General features: G+C 61.4%; 16 protein-coding genes. 15 read left to right on the forward strand and 1 reads right to left on the reverse strand.

Translation table 11 applies throughout. The features are described from left to right. The first annotated feature begins 244 nt into the window (after nt 1-244). Both KP001_RS17355 and KP001_RS17360 read left to right on the forward strand, forming a co-directional pair. Nucleotides 245-1,294: a GspE/PulE/PilB domain-containing protein gene (locus tag KP001_RS17355; RefSeq protein ID WP_217286821.1), complete on the forward strand. Its 1,050-nt coding sequence runs from the start codon at nt 245-247 to the stop codon at nt 1,292-1,294. 391 nt (nt 1,295-1,685) lie between these two features. Further along, entirely contained in the window at nt 1,686-2,723 is a 1,038-nt protein-coding gene (locus tag KP001_RS17360) for a GspE/PulE/PilB domain-containing protein (protein ID WP_217286822.1), read from the forward strand. Nucleotides 2,724-3,207: 484 nt separating this feature from the next. On the opposite strand, the gene hemL is transcribed toward KP001_RS17360, so the two are convergent. Next, entirely contained in the window at nt 3,208-4,491 is a 1,284-nt protein-coding gene (gene hemL / locus KP001_RS17365) for a glutamate-1-semialdehyde 2,1-aminomutase (RefSeq protein ID WP_216508831.1), read from the reverse strand. Nucleotides 4,492-4,895: 404 nt separating this feature from the next. On the opposite strand from hemL, the gene KP001_RS17370 reads away from it, so the two are divergent. The 13 genes from KP001_RS17370 to KP001_RS17430 all read left to right on the forward strand — a co-directional run bounded on the left by KP001_RS17370 (nt 4,896) and on the right by KP001_RS17430 (nt 18,654). After that, on the forward strand, nt 4,896-5,252 hold the full coding sequence (locus tag KP001_RS17370) for an NADH-quinone oxidoreductase subunit A (protein WP_183343843.1): 357 nt from the start codon (nt 4,896-4,898) through the stop codon (nt 5,250-5,252). Next, a complete protein-coding gene (locus tag KP001_RS17375) occupies nt 5,243-5,755 on the forward strand; it encodes an NADH-quinone oxidoreductase subunit B (protein WP_217286823.1) in 513 nt (170 codons plus the stop codon). Before KP001_RS17370 ends, KP001_RS17375 begins: the two co-directional genes overlap by 10 nt. A gap of 33 nt (nt 5,756-5,788) precedes the next feature. After that, nucleotides 5,789-6,274: an NADH-quinone oxidoreductase subunit C gene (locus KP001_RS17380; RefSeq protein WP_217286824.1), complete on the forward strand. Its 486-nt coding sequence runs from the start codon at nt 5,789-5,791 to the stop codon at nt 6,272-6,274. 57 nt (nt 6,275-6,331) lie between these two features. Then, complete coding sequence (nuoD, locus tag KP001_RS17385) at nt 6,332-7,501, forward strand: NADH dehydrogenase (quinone) subunit D (RefSeq protein ID WP_217286825.1); 1,170 nt, start codon at nt 6,332-6,334, stop codon at nt 7,499-7,501. Nucleotides 7,502-7,531: 30 nt separating this feature from the next. Then, entirely contained in the window at nt 7,532-8,038 is a 507-nt protein-coding gene (gene nuoE / locus KP001_RS17390) for an NADH-quinone oxidoreductase subunit NuoE (protein ID WP_216508826.1), read from the forward strand. A 36-nt stretch (nt 8,039-8,074) separates the two neighbouring features. Beyond that, nucleotides 8,075-9,856 (forward strand): NADH-quinone oxidoreductase subunit NuoF, encoded by a 1,782-nt coding sequence (gene nuoF, locus KP001_RS17395; protein ID WP_217286826.1) that lies wholly within the window; start codon nt 8,075-8,077, stop codon nt 9,854-9,856. Nucleotides 9,857-9,952: 96 nt separating this feature from the next. After that, the gene (locus KP001_RS17400) at nt 9,953-12,418 is read left to right on the forward strand and encodes a molybdopterin-dependent oxidoreductase (RefSeq protein ID WP_217286827.1); all 2,466 of its coding nucleotides are present in this window, start codon (nt 9,953-9,955) and stop codon (nt 12,416-12,418) included. Between the two features lie 41 nt (nt 12,419-12,459). After that, nucleotides 12,460-13,509 carry an NADH-quinone oxidoreductase subunit NuoH gene (nuoH, locus tag KP001_RS17405; RefSeq protein WP_217286828.1) on the forward strand — a complete coding sequence of 350 codons (1,050 nt, stop codon included), beginning with the start codon at nt 12,460-12,462 and terminating at the stop codon, nt 13,507-13,509. Nucleotides 13,510-13,549: 40 nt separating this feature from the next. Further along, a complete protein-coding gene (gene nuoI, locus KP001_RS17410; protein WP_129124942.1) occupies nt 13,550-13,948 on the forward strand; it encodes an NADH-quinone oxidoreductase subunit NuoI in 399 nt (132 codons plus the stop codon). Between the two features lie 10 nt (nt 13,949-13,958). Beyond that, nucleotides 13,959-14,462, forward strand: coding sequence for an NADH-quinone oxidoreductase subunit J (locus tag KP001_RS17415; RefSeq protein WP_217286829.1), 504 nt, complete (start codon nt 13,959-13,961; stop codon nt 14,460-14,462). Nucleotides 14,463-14,481: 19 nt separating this feature from the next. Next, the gene (gene nuoK / locus KP001_RS17420) at nt 14,482-14,784 is read left to right on the forward strand and encodes an NADH-quinone oxidoreductase subunit NuoK (protein ID WP_183343823.1); all 303 of its coding nucleotides are present in this window, start codon (nt 14,482-14,484) and stop codon (nt 14,782-14,784) included. A 136-nt stretch (nt 14,785-14,920) separates the two neighbouring features. Next, entirely contained in the window at nt 14,921-16,924 is a 2,004-nt protein-coding gene (gene nuoL, locus KP001_RS17425; RefSeq protein WP_217286830.1) for an NADH-quinone oxidoreductase subunit L, read from the forward strand. A 50-nt stretch (nt 16,925-16,974) separates the two neighbouring features. Continuing rightward, the gene (locus tag KP001_RS17430; protein ID WP_217286831.1) at nt 16,975-18,654 is read left to right on the forward strand and encodes an NADH-quinone oxidoreductase subunit M; all 1,680 of its coding nucleotides are present in this window, start codon (nt 16,975-16,977) and stop codon (nt 18,652-18,654) included. Nucleotides 18,655-18,672 lie beyond the last annotated feature (18 nt).

Here is an 18,672-nt window from a genome sequence, read left to right on the forward strand (position 1 = left end):
TTTATCGCGGATTCCGTCCGCCAACTGGGCATTGCCTTGCCCGCCTCAGTCATTGTAACAGCATGCTGGTGGCGCTGCCAACTAGTCCCGACCCCAGTTTGACAAGGCGGAGCCGGTTTACTTTTCTGTCAGTCCATGCAGAAGTTCGTTGATTCCTCAATCTGCGTTAAGTAGAATGTGCCAACTTTGCTGTTCCAGCGGACACACTTTTGAACCAGGATCGTAGGCCTCAAGGAGGTAACCGATGTCGGTGAAACTTGGCGAGATGTTGCTTAAAGTCGGGGCGCTTACCAAAGCTCAACTGGACCAGGTGCTGCACGCCCAGGCCATCTACGGCGGAAGGCTCGGCACCAACCTGGTCGAGATGGGGCTGGTCGCGGAGGAGGAGCTGGCCCATGTGCTGAGCGAGCAGGTAGGGGCCCCCTGCGTGGAACCGGCGGAGTTGAGCACCATCCCCGACCAGGTGCTGCGCCTGGTTCCGTTCGAGTTGGTACAGCGCTACCGGGTGGTACCGCTCGCCATCGAGGGAAAGCGGCTCACCCTTGCCATGGTGAACCCTCATGACTTCAAGGCGCTGGAGGAGATCGGCTTCGTCACCGGGCTGGTGATCAAGCCCAGGATCTGCCCGGAGCTCAGGCTCAACGTGGCCCTGGAAAGGTTCTACCGCATCACCCGCCCCACCCGCTTCATTAAGGTCGAAGGGGGATTGAGGACACGTTTTGAAGCGGAGGGGGACGAGGCCGGATTCGCAAACCCGCTGGAAAACCGGGAGCTTGTGCCGGTTGGAGAGCCGGTATTCGCGGACCGGATCACCGTCAAGGACCTGGCGGGCACCATGTCGGCAGCCGTCAGCGAGAAGGAAGTGGTGCAGGCTCTTGTCGGCTACATCGGCGGTGAGTTCGACCGGGGCGGGTTCCTGCGTCTCAAGTCCGGAACGGCGGTCGGGGTACAGGCTGTTGCCGATGGCGTTCCGGTGGAGGGTTTCTCAGGCTTCGAGGTGGAAATCGGGAAAATGGCCCATCTGCAGCGCATGGTCCAGGAAAAGGGGCTGGTGCTCTGCGAGTTCGCGACCGGCGACGCCGAGGGGAGCCTCGTTCGCGCCATGGGTGGGAAGCTTCCCGCTCCGGCCCTGCTCCTCCCCGTCTCCCTGGGGGAGCATGTCGTCGGAGTTATTTGTGCAAGCGACAGCAAGGGAAGGCTCGGCGGCAGCGCTTTCGAGTTGCAGCGGGTGGGGGTGATGGCCGAACTCAGCCTGGAGATGCTCTCGCTGCGCAGGAAGATACAGAGCGCGTAACCTTCATCCTCCCATCCCGGGCGCGGCCCGGGAGGAGATAGTGCTACATGTAGGGCGTCACCGGACTCGGTGGCGCCTTTTTTGTTCACACGGAATTCCAGGGGAGCACAGATTTAAGCTTCGCCACCAGCGCCGTCCATGACCGCGTTCCCCTTTGCGAAGGGGTCAGGAGTGTGTTGCCTCAACGGGTGAGACCACGCTATTACATTCCCCCCTTTTGCAAAGGGGGGACAGGGGGGATTTTGCCGTGCGTGCATCTTCCGCCATCTCTGCATTGCAGCTTGAGGCCGGCCCGGTAGAATGATTGGCGTTGTCTAATCATTCATTCGGAAACGTCATCCTGCTGTCCCCTGTGGCGCGCGGTAATTCCGGCGCCGGGAGGAGGTGCAACATGGCGGCACGGCTCGGCGAGATGTTGATGAAGATAGGCGCGTTGGACGCGTTCCAACTGGAACAGGTGCTGAACGCCCAGGCCATCTACGGTGGCAGGCTTGGTACCAACTTGGTGGAGATGGGGCTGGTGGAGGAGGACCAACTGGCGCGGGTCTTGAGCGAGCAGCTCGGCGTTCCGTGCGTGGATCACGACCTGCTGGCTGAGGTCCCGCAAAGCCTGCTGGAACTGCTGCCGCTGGAACTCGCGGAGCGTTACCGTGCGCTGCCGGTTTCGCTGGACGGCAAACGCTTGATGGTCGCCATGGCGGACCCGTCGGATTTCAAGGCCATCGACGAGATCGGGTTTATCACGGGGCTGGTGATCATCCCGCGCGTCTGCTCCGAGCTGCGCTTGAGCATCGCCCTCGAGCGCTACTACGGGATCAAGCGCCCGGTACGCTACATTCCCGTCCAGGGGGGCATCAGGTCCAGGTTCGCCCCTCCGGACCAGCACGCAGCGGTGCTGGAAAGCGAGTGGACAGGGGGCAACGGCGAGGCTGGCCCGCCGGAGCGCGTCTCTCTACCCGAGTTGGCGGACCGGCTGGCTCAAGCCTCGGTGGAACAGGAAGCGGTCCAGGCGCTCCTTGCCTATGTCGCCGGGGAGTTCGATAGGGGGGCGCTGGTCAAGTTGAAAAACGGAAGCCTGTTCGGGGTCCAGGCGGTGGCCTCCGGCGAGCCTGTGCCGGGGTTCAGCGGCTACGCCCGGCCCCTGGAGGAGGCGCCCCACTTGCAGCGCGTGGTGCAGGAGCGGGACATGTTCCTGGGAGAAGTCTGCGCCGGGGCCGAGGGGGCGCTGCTGCAGGCCATGGGGGGGGAGCTGCCGGCGCCTGCGCTCCTCGTGCCGTTGAAGCTCGGGGGGCAGGTCGCAGCGGTGATCTGTGCGCACGACAGCCACGGACGCCTCGGGGGAGGCGCCTTCGAACTGCAGCGCGTAGCGGTGATGGCGGAACTGAGCCTGGAGATGATCGCCCTGCGCAGGCGGCTCGTCTCGGTCTAGGCTCCCGCCAGTTCAGGATCACCCCCTGTGCCTGCTCTCCCCCTCCCTTGACTGGAGGGCAGCCGCAAAGACGCAAAAGATTATGGGCAACTCAATTGTGTTTCGTTTCTCTTTGCGTCTTTGCGCCATTGCGTTCAAATCCCGTCTTTTCGCCATTAGCCTTTGGGTTGAAACCTGAAGGCTTTATTAACGCAAAGCCGCAAAGGCGCAAAGATTATGGGGCAACCGATTGTGTTTCGTTTCTCTTAGCGTCTTTGCGTCATTGCGTTAAAAATCCAGCCTTTCTGCCTCTGCCTTAGGGTTGAAACTTGAAGGCAGGGAGGGGAAGTTGCCATTAGCACCAATGTCCGCATCTACCCCCACCCACTAGTCCCCTCCCGCAAGGACTTTGGCTAACCGACAACGCGCTGGGATCAACCATGAAAAAAGGCGCCCGCGATAAACGCGGGCGCCTTTTTTGTTTGTGTGCAGCGGGAAGCCAGGCCTAGAGGGCCTTGAAGCATTTGGCCGCGGCGGCGATGGTCTTCTCCAGGTCCTTCTCGGTGTGCGACGCCCCCACGAAGGCGGTCTCGAACTGCGAGCAGGCGAGGTAGATCCCTTCCTCGAGCATGCCGCGGAAGTAGGTGGCGAACGCCTTGGTGTCGCACTTGGCGGCGCTGTCCCAGTTGTACACCGGCTCCTTGGAGAAGAAGCCGCAGAACATGGAGCCGACGCGGGTGGAGTAGAGCGGGAAACCGGCGTCCTTGGCGGCCTTGGCGATACCCTCGGCCACGAACTTGCTCTTCTCCTCCAGTTTCTCGTAGAAGCCCGGCTCCTGCAGAAGCTTCAGGGTCTCGATGCCGGCGGTCATGGCCAGCGGGTTGCCGGAGAGGGTTCCCGCCTGGTAGACGCCGCCCGCGGGGGAGAGCTGGGACATGATTTCCTTCTTGCCGCCGAAGGCGCCCACCGGCAGGCCGCCGCCGATGATCTTGCCCAGGGTGGTGAGGTCCGGGGTGATGCCGAAACGCTCCTGGGCCCCGCCGTAGGCGACCCTGAAGCCGGACATGACCTCGTCGAAGATCAGAACGATCCCTTCCTCGGTGCAGATCTCCCTCAGCCCCTCGAGGAAACCTTCCTGCGGCGGAACGGTACCCATGTTGCCCGCCACCGGCTCGACGATGACGCAGGCGATGGTCCCCTTGTTGGCTGCCACCAGCGCGCGCACGGAGTCGAGGTCGTTGTAGGTAGCGGTCAGGGTGTGCTTGGCGAGGTCGGCCGGAACGCCCGGGGAGTCGGGCACGCCGAAGGTGGCGAGACCGGAGCCCGCCTTCACCAGCAGGGAATCGGAGTGGCCGTGGTAGCAGCCGGAGAACTTGAGGATGTTGTCACGGCCGGTGTAGCCGCGGGAGAGCCTGATCGCGCTCATGGTCGCCTCGGTCCCGGAGCTCACCATGCGCACCATCTCGATGGAGGGAACCGCCTTGATCACCATCTCGGCCAGGGTGATCTCAAGCTCGGTCGGAGCGCCGAAGGAAGCGCCGCTCTCGGCGGCCTTCTTGATCGCCTCGACCACCTTCGGGTGGCAGTGCCCGACGATCATCGGCCCCCAGGAACCCACGTAGTCGATGTAGCCGTTGCCGTCCTCGTCGAAAATCATGGGGCCGGCAGCGCTCTTTATGAACAGCGGATCGGAGCCTACCGAGCGGAAGGCACGCACGGGGGAGTTGACCCCGCCGGGGATGGATTTGAGCGCCTGCTGAAAGAGTTGCGAGGAACGGCTGTTTTGCATGACTGGGTTCTCCTAACTGGCTGGAAATTATTAACTATCGGGGTCTCTGGTAGCATAGCGGCGGATATTCTGTCAAGAATTAAAAAGTTTTCTCGTATACGGCCGGAGGGGGGCACGGAGGCTCAAGCGGGGGGAAGGCCTAAGGGTGTAATACAATTTGAGAAAAAGTATACGTGGTTCTGTAAACGGTTCGAGGATAATTGGATAATTTCTGCTTGACAAAGATGGTGAAATGAAATAATTTTCGGTCGCAATGTTGTATACAGTATACTTTTTCGAAGGCGCAGCGCTTGCTAACTGTCGGAAGCAGCGGGGCTTGTTGGTCGAGAAGCGTGCAGTATACGGCATTTCCGCGCGTTTTGAAAGAAATTAACAACAAACCTGGTGGTACGGGAGGATAAGGGATGCTTGGTGCATATCTGCCAATCTTGGTGCTGGTCGTCATAGCGTGCTTGTTCGGTCTGGGCTCGGTGATCTTTTCATCGCTCATCGGCCAGAAGAAGCCGTCTCAGGTAAAGCTTGCACCTTACGAGTGCGGTTGCGAGCCGGTCGGCAGCGCACGCGAGCGCTTCTCGATCAAGTTCTACCTGATCGCGATGCTCTTCATCCTGTTCGATATCGAGGCCGTCTTCATGTACCCCTGGGCCGTCCTCTTCAAGCGCCTGGGCATGTTCGGCCTGGTCGAGATGGGTCTGTTCATCGTCATACTCTTCGTAGGCTACATCTACGTTTGGAAAAAAGGAGCACTGGAATGGGAGTAACTCAGCCGCTGGGCGACAACATCATCACGACTTCCCTGGACAGCCTGGTTAACTGGGCTCGGAAGTCCTCCATCTGGCCGATGACCTTTGGTCTTGCCTGCTGCGCGATCGAGATGATGGCGACCGGTGCGGCCAAGCACGACCTGGACCGTTTCGGTATCATCTTCCGCGCCTCCCCGCGCCAGGCGGACTGCATCATCATCGCCGGCACCGTCACCAAGAAGATGCTCCCGGTCATCAAGACCGTGTACGAGCAGATGCCGGAACCGAAGTGGGTGGTCGCCATGGGCGCCTGCGCCTGCTCGGGCGGGATCTTCGACACCTACTCCGTCGTCCAGGGCATCGACGAGGCCCTTCCGGTCGACGTCTACATCCCGGGCTGCCCGCCGCGGCCTGAGGCCCTTCTCTACGGCCTCATGAAGCTCCAGGACAAGATCGCCAACGAGAAGAACTCCTTCGGTTCTTCCATCGGCTTGGGCGAAAGACTCGAACCCGCCGCTTAATCTACAACGACCAAAGGGAAAGGTAAGGCTGACATGGCAGAAAATAATCGCGCTGTAGTGAAGCTGAAGGAGCGTTTCGCGGATGCCCTGCTCGAATACAAGGAGCATCGCGGCGAGGTGACGGTGACCGTGAAGAAGGAGAGCATCCTCGAGGTACTGAAGTACCTGAGGGACGACCTGCGCTACAACTTCTTGTCCGACGTCACCGCCGTCGACTATCTGGGTCAGGAGCCGCGTTTCATGGTGGTCTACCACCTCCTCTCCATCCCCAACAAGGACCGCGTCAGGGTTAAGGCGCCGGTGACCGAGGCGGACTGCTCCATCGATTCCGCCACCGCGCTCTGGAACACGGCCAACTGGCTGGAGCGCGAGGCGTACGACCTGTTCGGCATCGAGTTCAAGAACCACCCGAACCTGGTGCGCATCTTGATGACCGACGACTGGGTCGGGCACCCGCTCAGGAAGGACTACCCGCTCCAGGGACCCGACCGCGAGCCGTACAAGGGGCGTCTGTCGTAAGACGGATCCAGTTCGAAACCAGGGACGATTTCCATTTCCAAAAAATAGAGGCGATCAATGGCTAGCGAAATAATGACTTTGAACATGGGGCCCCAGCACCCCAGTACCCACGGCGTTCTCAGGCTCGTAGTAGAGCTGGACGGCGAGGTGATACAGAAGATCACCCCTCACATCGGCTACCTGCACCGGGGCATCGAGAAGCTCTCCGAGCACCGCACCTACCACCAGACCCTGCCCCTCACGGACCGCATGGACTACCTGGCCCCGATGCACAACAACCTGGGCTACGTGCTGGCCGTCGAGAAGCTCCTGGGGATCGACGTCCCCGAGCGCGCGAAACTGGTGCGCGTGATGATGGCCGAGCTCACCCGTCTTAAGAGCCACCTGGTCTGGATCGCCTGCCACGCCCTCGACATCGGCGCCATGACCGTGTTCCTCTACGCCTTCCGCGAGCGCGAGCTGGTGATGGACCTCTACGAGATGGTCTCCGGCGCCAGGATGACCTCCAACTACTTCCGCGTGGGCGGCCTCTCCCGTGACCTCCCGGCCGGCTTCGAGCAGAAGGTCCAGGAGATCGTCGACACCTTCCCGGGTCACTTCGACACCTACGAGGGGCTCCTCACCAAGAACACCATCTGGCTGCAGAGGACCATCGGCAACGGCGTCATCTCCGCCGAGGACGCCATCGACTTCGGCATCTCCGGCCCGGCCCTCAGGGGCTCCGGCGTCGACTTCGACCTCCGTCGCGACCTCCCCTATTCCGGCTACGAGAACTTTGAGTTCAAGGTACCGGTCGGCGAGAACTGCGACACCTTCGACCGCTACAAGGTCCGTCTGGTCGAGATGCGCGAGTCGGTGAAGATCATCGACCAGGCCCTGAAGAAGCTGAAGCCCGGACCGATCCTGGCCGACGCGCCGCAGGTCTGCTACCCGCCGAAGGAGAGCGTGTACAACTCCATCGAGGGTCTCATCCACCACTTCAAGATCGCTTCCGAGGGCTTCCCCGTCCCCGAGGGCGAGGTTTACATGGCAGTCGAGAACCCGAAAGGGGAGCTCGGCTACTACATCGTGTCGGACGGCGGCAACATGCCGTACCGCATGAGGGTCCGCCCGCCGTCATTCGTGAACCTGGGCGCCATCGAGAAGATGGCCAAGGGCTCCATGCTGGCCGACCTGGTTGCCATCATCGGAACGCTGGACATCGTACTTGGCGAAATCGACCGTTAGTTTAATCAACAAGTAAAGGAGATGGGGTAAATGTCTAACGCTCCAGCCGAAGAAATTCCGGCCGAAGAAATCGATCTGACCGAGGCCAACGAAATCATCGACAAGTACCTCACGCTGCCGGGCAACCTCATGCCGGTTCTGCAGGGGATCCAGGACGCTTACGGGTTCGTCCCGAAGCCGACCATCGACCTGGTCGCCGAGCGGCTGAACGTCTACCCGAGCCAGATCTACGGCGTGCTCACCTTCTACGCCCAGTTCCACCTGAAGCCGCGTGGCAAGTTCATCATCAGGGTCTGCGTCGGCACCGCCTGCCACGTGCAGGGGGCCGAGCGCATCACCGAGACCTTCTTCGGGCGCCTCGGCATCGGGCACGCGGAGACCACCGAGGACCTGCGCTACACCTTCGAGAAGGTGGCGTGCCTGGGTGCCTGTGGCATGGCTCCTTTGGCCATGGTGAACGACGACACCTACGGCAAGATGACGGTCCAGAAGGTGGACGAGATCATTGAAACCTACAACGCGCGGCCGATGAAGTAGCCGAGACGTCAATTTCTCAGCAGGGGACCTTTTGTCATGAGCGATAACGCAGGAATCAAAATACTTATCTGTCAGGGTACCGGCGGCATCTCGGCCGGCGCCAAGCAGGTCGAGGCCGAGTTCACCAGGCTGATCGCCGAGAAGGGGATCGTGGCCCAGGTCGGCAAGCGCTGCGACGTCGTCAAGACCGGCTGCCGCGGCCTGTGCGCCAACGACGTGTTGGTCGACGTCATCACCCCTGAGCTGGGCCGGATCACCTACGACTTCGTGGTACCCGAGGACGTCGCGGCGATCCTCGACCAGCACATCGTCAACAACGAAGTCATCGAGAAGAAAAAGGCCAAGGCCTACTACAACACCTTCGTCGACCAGCAGATGCGCGTGGTCATGACCGGCTGCGGCCAGATCGACCCGGAGCGCCTGGACGCCTACCTCGAGGAGGACGGCTTCAAGGCCATCGAGAAGTGCGTCAAGGAGATGAAGCCGGCCGAGGTCATCGACGAAGTGAAGAAATCCGGGCTTCGTGGCCGTGGGGGCGGGGGCTTCCCGACCGGCATGAAGTGGAGCTTCTGCGCCGCTTCCCCGGGCAATCACAAGTACCTCATCTGCAACGCCGACGAGGGCGACCCGGGCGCGTTCATGGACCGCTCCATCCTCGAAGGCGACCCGTACTGCGTCATCGAGGGGATGATGATCGCGGCCTACGCCATCGGCTGTGACGCAGGCTATGTCTACGTCCGCGCCGAATACCCGCTCGCCATCGACCGTCTCCAGAAGGCGCTCGACACCTGCTACGAGAAGGGGTACCTGGGCAAGAACATCCAGGGTTGGGGCTTCGACTTCGACATGAGGATCAAGAAGGGCGCCGGCGCCTTCGTCTGCGGCGAGGAAACGGCACTCATGGCCTCCATCGAGGGCGAGCGCGGCATGCCGCGTCCCCGTCCGCCGTTCCCGGCGGTCAAGGGTCTCTGGGGCTTCCCGACGAACATCAACAACGTTGAGACCTTCGCCAACGTGCGCCACATCATCAACAAGGGCTCGGCCTGGTACGCAAGTCTCGGCACCGACACCACCAAGGGTACCAAGATCTTCGCGGTCACCGGCAAGGTGAAGCACACCGGCCTCGTCGAGGTTCCCGCCGGTATGTCCGTGCGCGACGTTATCTACCAGGTCTGCGGCGGCATTGCCAACAACCGCAAGTTCAAGGCCGTCCAGGCCGGCGGCCCCTCCGGCGGCTGCATCCCGGCCGAGGTGCTCGACACCCCGGTTGACTACGACTCGCTGATCAAGGCGGGCGCCATGATGGGCTCCGGCGGTCTGGTCGTCATGGACGAGACCACCTGCATGGTCGACGTGGCCCGCTTCTTCCTCTCCTTCACCAAGATGGAGTCCTGCGGCAAGTGCGTTCCCTGCCGTATCGGCCTGAAGGCGATGCTCGACATCCTCGAGCGCATCACCGAAGGTCGCGGCGAGATGGCCGACATCGACACCCTGCTGGAAATGGGCGCCACCATCAAGAAGGCATCCCTGTGCGGTCTGGGCCAGACGGCCCCGAACCCGATCCTCTCCACCGTGAAGTACTTCCGTCACGAGTACGAGGCGCACATCCAGGACAAGCGCTGCCCCTCCAACTCCTGCAAGGAACTGCTCCTTTGGCAGGTGGTCCCCGAGAAGTGCGTCAAGTGCGGCGCCTGCCTCAGGGCCTGCCCATCCAACGCGATCAAGTGGGAGAAGGGCGAGGTCGCCGAGCTGATCAAGGAAAACTGCACCAAGTGCAAGTCCTGCTACGACGCCTGCCGCTTCATGGCCATTGAATAAAACGGTTCAACGTTCCGGGTTCCGACCCGGAACGAGCCGAACGCCTTAACGTTGATCATTGAACGTTGAACCGATTTCAGGGAGACAGAGGTCGAGATGGTAAATCTTACGATAGACGGAAAACAGGTTGCGGTAGAAAAGGACGCCACCATTTACGACGCCGCCAAGGCTTGTGGCATCAAGATACCGATCCTTTGCCATGACAAGAAACTGCATCCGTTCGGTGGCTGCCGCATGTGCCTGGTCGAGGTCGAGCAGATGAAGGGACGCTTGATCCCCTCCTGCACCACCCCGGTCACCGAGGGGATGATCGTGCAGACCACCACCGACGAGATCGTCAAGGCCAGGAAGCTGGTGCTGGAGCTTCTGCTCCTCAAGCACCCGATCGACTGCCCGGTCTGCGACGCCGCCGGCGACTGCGACCTGCAGAACCTCACCTACGAGTACAAGGTGAACATGAACCGGTTCGTGGATGAGAAGTTCAACCACGAGATCGACTACGAGAACCCGCTCATCGAGCGCGACATGAACCGCTGCATCCACTGCGGCAAGTGCGCGAGGATCTGCGACGAGATCGTTTCCTACGGTGCCTACACCTTCATCAACCGCGGTATCGAGGCGAAGATGGGTACCGAGTTCGACGGCCCCCTGAACTGCGAGTTCTGCGGTTCCTGCGTCTCGGTCTGCCCGGTCGGCGCCCTCAACTCCCGTCCCTTCAAGTTCAAGGCTCGCTGGTGGGCGCTGCAGAAGACCAAGAGCGTATGCTCCTACTGCGGCACCGGCTGCCAGCTGACCCTGGGCTCCAAGGACGGCAAGGTGCTCACCACCATCTACGACGAGAACCAGGGCTTCCATAACGGCCAGCTCTGCACCCGCGGCCGCTTCGGCTACCAGTTCGTCAACTCCGACAAGCGCCTCACCGCCCCGCTCATCCGCAAGAACGGCAAGCTCCAGGAAGCCACCTGGGAAGAGGCACTCGCCGAAGTGACCTCCAGGCTTTCCGCCGGCAAGAGCGACCCGGCTTCGGTGGCGGCCCTCGCCACCCCGCGCCTGACCAACGAGGAGCTCTTCCTGTTCGAGAAGCTCTTCCGCGGCACCGTCGGCACCGACAACATCGATCACTCCGCCGGCTTCGCCCACGAGGCGCTGACCAAGGGTGCCGTCGCCTCCTTCGGAGTGGCCGCATCCCCGGCCGAGATCGCCGACGTGCAGAAATCCAAACTCCTCCTCGTGGTCAAGAGCGACGCCTACGAGACCCACCCGGTCATCGGCTTCGAGATCAACCTCGGCGTGAAGAGGAAAGGGATCGCCCTCAGGATCGTCTCCGACAAGAAAGGTAAGCTGACCCGCCTGCCGGGCGCCAAGACCACCGTCCACGCGCCGGGAAGCGAAGTCGCCCTCTTCAACGCCCTCTGCAAGTCGGTCATCGACCAGGGGCTGGCAGTGGAAGGCGTGGCCGGACTCGACGCACTGAAGGCAGCCGTCGCCGACGCCTCCGCCGAGAAGGCTGGGGTTACCGCAGAAGAGATCGCCGCTCTCGCCAAGGATTTCGCCTCTGCCGAGAAGGCGCTCATCATCCTCCCGATCGGCCAGGGCTACCCCGGCCACAACGCGGCGCTAGCCAACGCGGCAGCGAACCTCGCCATCCTCACCGGCCAGGTCGGCAAGGAAGGCGCCGGTCTCCTGATCATGGGGGAGAAGAACAACAGCCAGGGCGCCGTGGACATGGGGATCTACCCGAAAGGGACCGGCCTCAACGCCGCCGCCATCCTGGACGGCTGCGCGAACGGCAACGTGAAGACCCTGTTCGTCGCCGGTGAGAACCCGGTGGTCTCCTACCCGAACCGCAAGAAGGTCGAGAAGGCCCTCGAGAACGTCGAGTTCATGGTGGTCTCCGATCTCTTCCTGACCGAGACCGCTGCAATGGCCGACGTGGTCCTCCCCGCCTGCTCCTTCGCCGAGAAGAGCGGCACCTTCACCTCGCTGGGCCGCAGGGTCCAGAACGTGAGGAAGGCGATTCCCGCTGTGGGGCTCGCCAAGAGCGACTTCGAGATCCTGAACGCCATCTCCCAGGCTCTGGGCGGCGCTGGCTACAACAACCAGGGGGAGGTCTTCACCGAGATCGCCGCCACCGTCCCGGCCTACAAGGGGCTCACCCAGGCCTGCCTCAAGGACGAGGGTGCGGTCTACCCGGTGGCGCTTTCCGCCAAGCTGGTCCCGGTCGCAGCCAAGGCCGCCGCACCGGCCGCCGGCAAGCTGGCCCTGGTCACCGGCAGCGCGCTCTACCACTGCGGCACCATGAGCCGCTTCGGCGAAGGCCCCATGTACGTCTGCCCGGATGCCTACGCCGAACTGAACGTCGCCGATGCGGCTGCCCTGAAGATCGGCGAAGGGGACCAGGTCACCGTGACCTCCGGCACCGGCGCGGTGCAGGTCGCCGTCAAGGTCGGCAAGAGGGTGCCCCAGGGCGTGGTCTTCTCCCCGTACCACTTCGGTGAGGGAAGCGTCAACACCATCACCGACGGTTCGGAAGTCACCTACGTCACCGTCGCGAAGAAATAACTGACAGCTAGAAAATCTATACAAGAGGGGAAGACTATCAGATGGATACGCTAATCTTAGGACTGCCGGTCGCGTACTACATAGCCATGGTTGCCAAAGTGCTCGTAGCTTTCGTCTTCGTGCTCCTTACCGTGGCCTACGCCACCTACGCGGAGCGCAAGATCATCGGGCACATGCAGGTGCGTCTGGGTCCCATGAGGACCGGCTGGCACGGCCTGCTGCAGCCGATCGCGGACGGCGTCAAGCTGTTCTTCAAAGAGGAGATCGTTCCATCCCAGGCGAGCAAGTTCGCCTTCCTGATCGCTCCCCTCGTCGCCCTGATCCCGGCGTTCATCTCCTTCGCGGTCATCCCCTTCGGTGACAACGTGACCATCGGGGGGTACACGGTACCGCTGCAGATCGCGGCGTACTACGACCAGGCCGGCAAGCAGGTCTTCGACGTCAACGTCGGCGTCCTCTACATCCTGGCCATGGCCTCCCTGGGCGTCTACGGCATCGTGCTCGCCGGCTGGGCCTCCAACTCCAAGTACTCGCTCCTTGGGGGGCTCCGCTCCGCGGCGCAGATGATCTCCTACGAGCTCGCCGCCGGCCTCGCCATCATCTCGGTCTTCATGCTCTCCGAGAGCCTCTCCCTGCACAAGATCGTAGCCGATCAGGCAGGTGGCGCCTGGTACGCCTTCAAGCAGCCGCTGGCCTTCGTGATCTTCTTCATCTGCTCGCTGGCCGAGATCAACAGGACCCCGTTCGACCTTCCCGAGGCGGAGACGGAGCTGGTCTCCGGTTTCTGCACCGAGTACTCCTCCATGAAGTACGCGATGTTCTTCATGGCGGAATACGCCAACATGATCACCGTCTGCGCCGTCACCACCACCCTGTTCCTGGGGGGCTGGCACGGCCCGGCGTTCCTCCCCGGCTGGTTCTGGTTCATCGCCAAGGTGTACTTCCTGATCTTCGTCTGCATGTGGGTCAGGGCCACCTACCCGCGTTACCGCTACGACCAGCTGATGCGTCTCGGGTGGAAGGTGTTCCTGCCGCTCACCCTGGTCAACGTGATGGCAACCGGCCTCTGGGTCATGTTCATCAACAAGTAGAGAGAGTCAAGCTACACAACTTCTAGGCGAGGTGCCGCAAATGATAATGCCGCTCATCAAAGGTCTTCAGATCACCATTTCACATATGTTCAAGAAGCCGGTCACCCTGCAGTACCCGACCGAGCGTCCTGACGTCAAGCCTGGTTTCCGCGGACTGCACGCGCTGAACGTCTCCCATGACAAGGCGAAGTGCGTTGCGTGCTACCTCTGCCCCACCGTCTGCCCGGCCAAGTGCATCACCGTCGAGGCGGGCGAGGACGCAAACCACGACAAGTATGCTGCCAAATACGAAATCGACATGCTGCGCTGCATCTTCTGCGGCTACTGTGTGGAAGCGTGCCCGGTTGACGCGATCCGGATGACGGAACAGTTCGAACTCGCCAACTACTCGCGCGCCGACTTCACCTACACCAAAGACAGACTCTTAGAAAAGAAATAAAGGAGCAGCAATGGAATCGATCTTCTTTCTCGTCGTGGCTGCGGTGGCCGTTATTTCCAGCATACTCGTGGTCACCTGCAAAAACCCGATCAACAGCGCGCTGTCGCTGGTGATGACCTTCTTCTGCCTGGCGACCTTCTACGTCATGCTGGACGCCCCCTTCATGGCGGCCACCCAGGTGATCGTGTACGCAGGCGCCATCATGGTCCTGATCATCTTCGTGATCATGCTCCTGAACGTGAGGGTTGAGACCGTGAAGCGCGGCACCCACGCGGTGATCGCCGGAAGCGCCATCGGCCTGTTCGTTCTCTTCCAGACCATCTGGTTCCTCATGAAGGGTTCCATGACCGGCAAGGTGGGCGACATGACCAAGGAGCAGATCGTGAGTGTCGGCCACGTCGAGTTGATCGGCAAGGCGCTCTTCACCGACTTCCTGCTGCCGTTCGAGATCACCTCGGTGCTGCTTCTGGCCGCGATCGTCGGCGCAGTCATCCTGGCCAAAAAGAAAATTTAACGCTACGAGGGGAACTGACATGCTAGCGATCGAAAATTACCTGATAGTTTCGGCCATACTCTTCGCCATCGGGACCATCGGGGTCCTGACCAAGAGGAACGCCATCGTCATCTTCATGTGCATCGAGATGATGCTGAACGCGGTGAACCTGACCTTCATCGCCTTCTCCAGGCACCTGGGCAACATCGACGGACAGGTCTTCGTCTTCTTCGTAATGACCGTGGCCGCCGCCGAGGCGGCAGTCGGTCTCGCGCTGATGATCGCCTTCTTCAAGAACCGCGAGTCCATCGACGTCGAGGACGTCAACCTGCTGAAGCTCTAGAGCGGGGCTTCAGGCCGCCGCCACTGGATGCGCTCAGCTGCAGGCGGAGCAATCCGCGACAGTCACAAGCGAATGGGCGGCGACGTGCCGCTTGCCAAGATACGACTTATAAGAATACAGAACAAAGGAGTCAGGGATGTTTGATTTAGTATGGTTGATCCCACTGTGCCCTCTCATCGGCTCGGTCATCAACGGCCTACTCGGCAAGAAGATAAAGAACGAGACGGTCATCGGCGGTATCGCCGCCGGTAGCGTGTTCGCCTCCTTCATGGTCGCCTGCGGGATCCTGTTCCAGCTCCTGAGTCTGCCGGGCGAGGAACGGGTGATCCAGAAGACCATCTTCACCTGGATCCAGTCCGGTACCTTCAAGGCCGACATCGGCTTCCTGATCGACCCGCTGTCCGCAACCATGCTGATGATCGTAACGGGGATCGGTTTCCTGATCCACCTCTACTCCATCGGCTACATGCACGGTGAGGAAGGGTTCTACCGCTACTTCTGCTACCTGAACCTGTTTACCTTCTCCATGCTCTGCCTGGTGTCGGGCAACAACCTGCTCCTCATGTTCATCGGCTGGGAAGGCGTGGGTCTCTGCTCCTACCTGCTGATCGGCTACTACTTCCACAAGAAGAGCGCCGGCGACGCGGGCAAGAAGGCGTTCGTGATGAACAGGGTCGGCGACTTCGGTTTCCTGCTCGGTCTCTTCACCCTCTTCTACTACCTGGGCACCAACCACAACGTCTGGACCATCAACTTCGTGGAGCTCGCCAAGAACGCCGACCTCCTGGTCCCGGGTGCCGTGGTTACCACCGTCTGTCTCTGCTTCTTCCTGGGCGCCACCGGTAAGTCTGCCCAGATCCCGCTGTACACCTGGCTGCCGGACGCGATGGAAGGCCCGACTCCGGTCTCCGCGCTCATCCACGCCGCCACCATGGTTACCGCCGGCGTCTACATGATCGCCCGCATGAACTTCATCTTCATCAAGAGCCCGACCGCGCTGCTCGTCATCGCCTGCGTCGGCGCCGCCACCGCGCTCTTCGCGGCGACCATCGGCACCGCCCAGAACGACATCAAGCGCGTCCTCGCGTACTCCACGGTTTCCCAGCTCGGCTACATGTTCCTGGCCATGGGCGTTGGCGCCTTCACCGCCGGCGTGTTCCACCTGATGACCCACGCCTTCTTCAAGGCCTGCCTGTTCCTTGGTTCCGGCTCCGTCATCCACGGCATGCACCACGCGCTGCACCACGAGCACTCCGAAGCTGACCCGCAGGACATGAGGAACATGGGCGGCCTTCGCAAGAAGATGCCGATCACCTTCATGACCTTCCTCCTGGCCACCATCGCCATCGCCGGTATCCCGGGCTTCGCGGGCTTCTTCTCCAAGGACGAGATCCTCTGGCAGGCCTTTGCCAACCCGCATCACCACGCCGTCAACTACGTCCTCTGGGGCGCAGGCGCCGTGGCTGCAGGCCTCACCGCCTTCTACATGTTCCGCCTGGTCTTCATGACCTTCTTCGGTGAGACCCGTCTCTCCGAGAAAGCCTTCCACCACCTGCACGAGTCCCCGTGGGTCATCACCGTGCCGCTGGTCTGCCTCGCCACCCTGTCCGTCTTCGGCGGCTGGATTGGCGTGCCCAAAGTGCTCGGCGAAGTGCTGGGCGAAATGCCGAACTACTTCGAGCACTGGCTTGAGCCGGTCTTCGCGTACTCGACCCACTACACCGAGGCGCACGGCGCGCACGGTCTCCACTCCGTCGCTCTGGAGTGGGGCCTCATGGGCACCTCCGTCCTGATCGCCTGCGGCGGTATCGGCCTCGCTTACGCGCTCTACATCGTAGCCCCGGGTTTCCCCGAGAAGTTCACCTCGACCTTCCCGGCGCTGCACCGCGCGGTCTACAACAAGTGGTACGTCGACGAGATCTACGACTTCGCTTTCGTCAACCCCTGCAAGGCTCTCGGCAACTTCCTCTGGAAAGGGTTCGACGTCCTGGTGGTCGACGGCGCTGTCAACGGCGTGGCAGCGGTAGTCCGCGGCTTCTCCGGCATCCTGCGCTATGTGCAGACCGGCTTCGTTCACAACTACGCCTTCACCATGGTGTTCGGCGTGGCCCTGATCGTTGCGGTGTACATCTTCCGCTAAGATTCGAGACTTGAGATAATTTTGACCTGTAAGTAAAAGGAGCAGAGTAAATGAACCAGCTACCGTTACTGAGCATATTAACCTTCACACCGCTGATCGGGGCGATACTGCTCCTCTTTGTGAACAAGAACAGCCACGGCGTGCTCCGTACCATCGCCATGGCGGTGACGGTGGTGACGTTCGTCCTCTCGTTGCCCCTGATCACTGGGTACAACGCGCCGGGCAGCGACATCGGCGGGTTCCAGTTCCTCGAGAATGTGCCCTGGATCGCGGCCGGTCCCTTCCAGATGAGCTATCATCTGGGCATCGACGGCATCAGCCTCTGGCTGGTCATCCTGACCACCTTCATCATGCCCATCGCCGTCCTCTCCACCTACACGGCGGTTGAGGAGAAGGTGAAGGAATACATGATCTGCCTCCTGCTCCTCGAAGTCGGCATGATCGGTACCTTTATCTCGATGGACCTGTTCCTCTTCTACATCTTCTGGGAAATCATGCTGATCCCGATGTACTTCATGATCGGTATCTGGGGCGGCAAGAACAGGATCTACGCAGCAGTCAAGTTCTTCATCTACACCGCGGTCGGTTCGCTCCTCATGCTGGTCGCATTGATCTCCCTCTACTTCAAGGCGGGCGGTGGCGACTTCAGCATCCTGCGCTTCTACCAACTGCACCTCGACCCGACCACCCAGATGTGGATGTTCCTGGCCTTCGCCCTGGCCTTCGCCATCAAGGTCCCGATGTTCCCGCTGCACACCTGGTTGCCGGATGCCCATACCGAGGCGCCGACTGCAGGCTCCGTGATCCTGGCCGCCGTCATGCTGAAGTGCGGTACCTACGGTTACGTTCGTTTCGCCATGCCGCTGTTCCCGGATGCCAACGCGCAGTTCACTCCGCTCATCGCCACCCTGTCCGTGATCGGCATCATCTACGCATCGCTGGTCGCCATGGTGCAGCAGGACGTTAAGAAACTGGTTGCTTACTCTTCCGTAGCCCACTTGGGCTTCGTCATGCTGGGCGTGTACGCGCTGAACCAGCAGGGCGTCACCGGCGGCATGCTGCAGATGCTGAACCACGGTGTTTCCACCGGCGCATTGTTCCTTATCGTCGGCTTCATCTACGAGCGTCGTCACACCCGTGCCATCAGCGACTTCGGCGGCCTGGCCAAGCAGATGCCGGTTTTCGCCACCATGTTCATGATCGTCACCTTCTCCTCCATCGGCCTGCCGGGTACCAACGGCTTCGTCGGTGAGTTCCTGGTGCTGCTGGGTTCCTTCGAGAGCGGCCTGCGCTGGTACGCCATCATCGCGACCTCCGGCGTCATCCTCTCCGCCGTCTACATGCTCTGGATGTTCCAGAGGGTCATGTTCGGCGAGCTAAACAACCCGAAGAACCAGACCCTGAAGGACCTGAACGCACGCGAAGTCGCCATCATGCTGCCGCTCATCTTCCTCATCTTCTTCCTGGGCATCTACCCGCGTCCGATCATCGACTCCATGGCACCGTCCATCGACAGGCTGATCGCGCAGACCAAGGTCCAGAAGCAGGTAGCACAGGTAGCAGCACCGGCCGCAATGGCGCTTCCCCCGGGGCACATGGCGGTACCCGAAGCAGGTGCGGCACCCGCAGGTATGCCCGCAGGTCATCCCGGCATGCCGGAGGCAGGCGCAGCACCCGCCGGCATGCCTGCAGGACACCCGGCCATCCCCGCAAACAACGAAGCAAAATAGACCGCTTAGAACTACTGA

Source organism: Geomonas subterranea, from assembly GCF_019063845.1.
Lineage (GTDB): Bacteria > Desulfobacterota > Desulfuromonadia > Geobacterales > Geobacteraceae > Geomonas > Geomonas subterranea.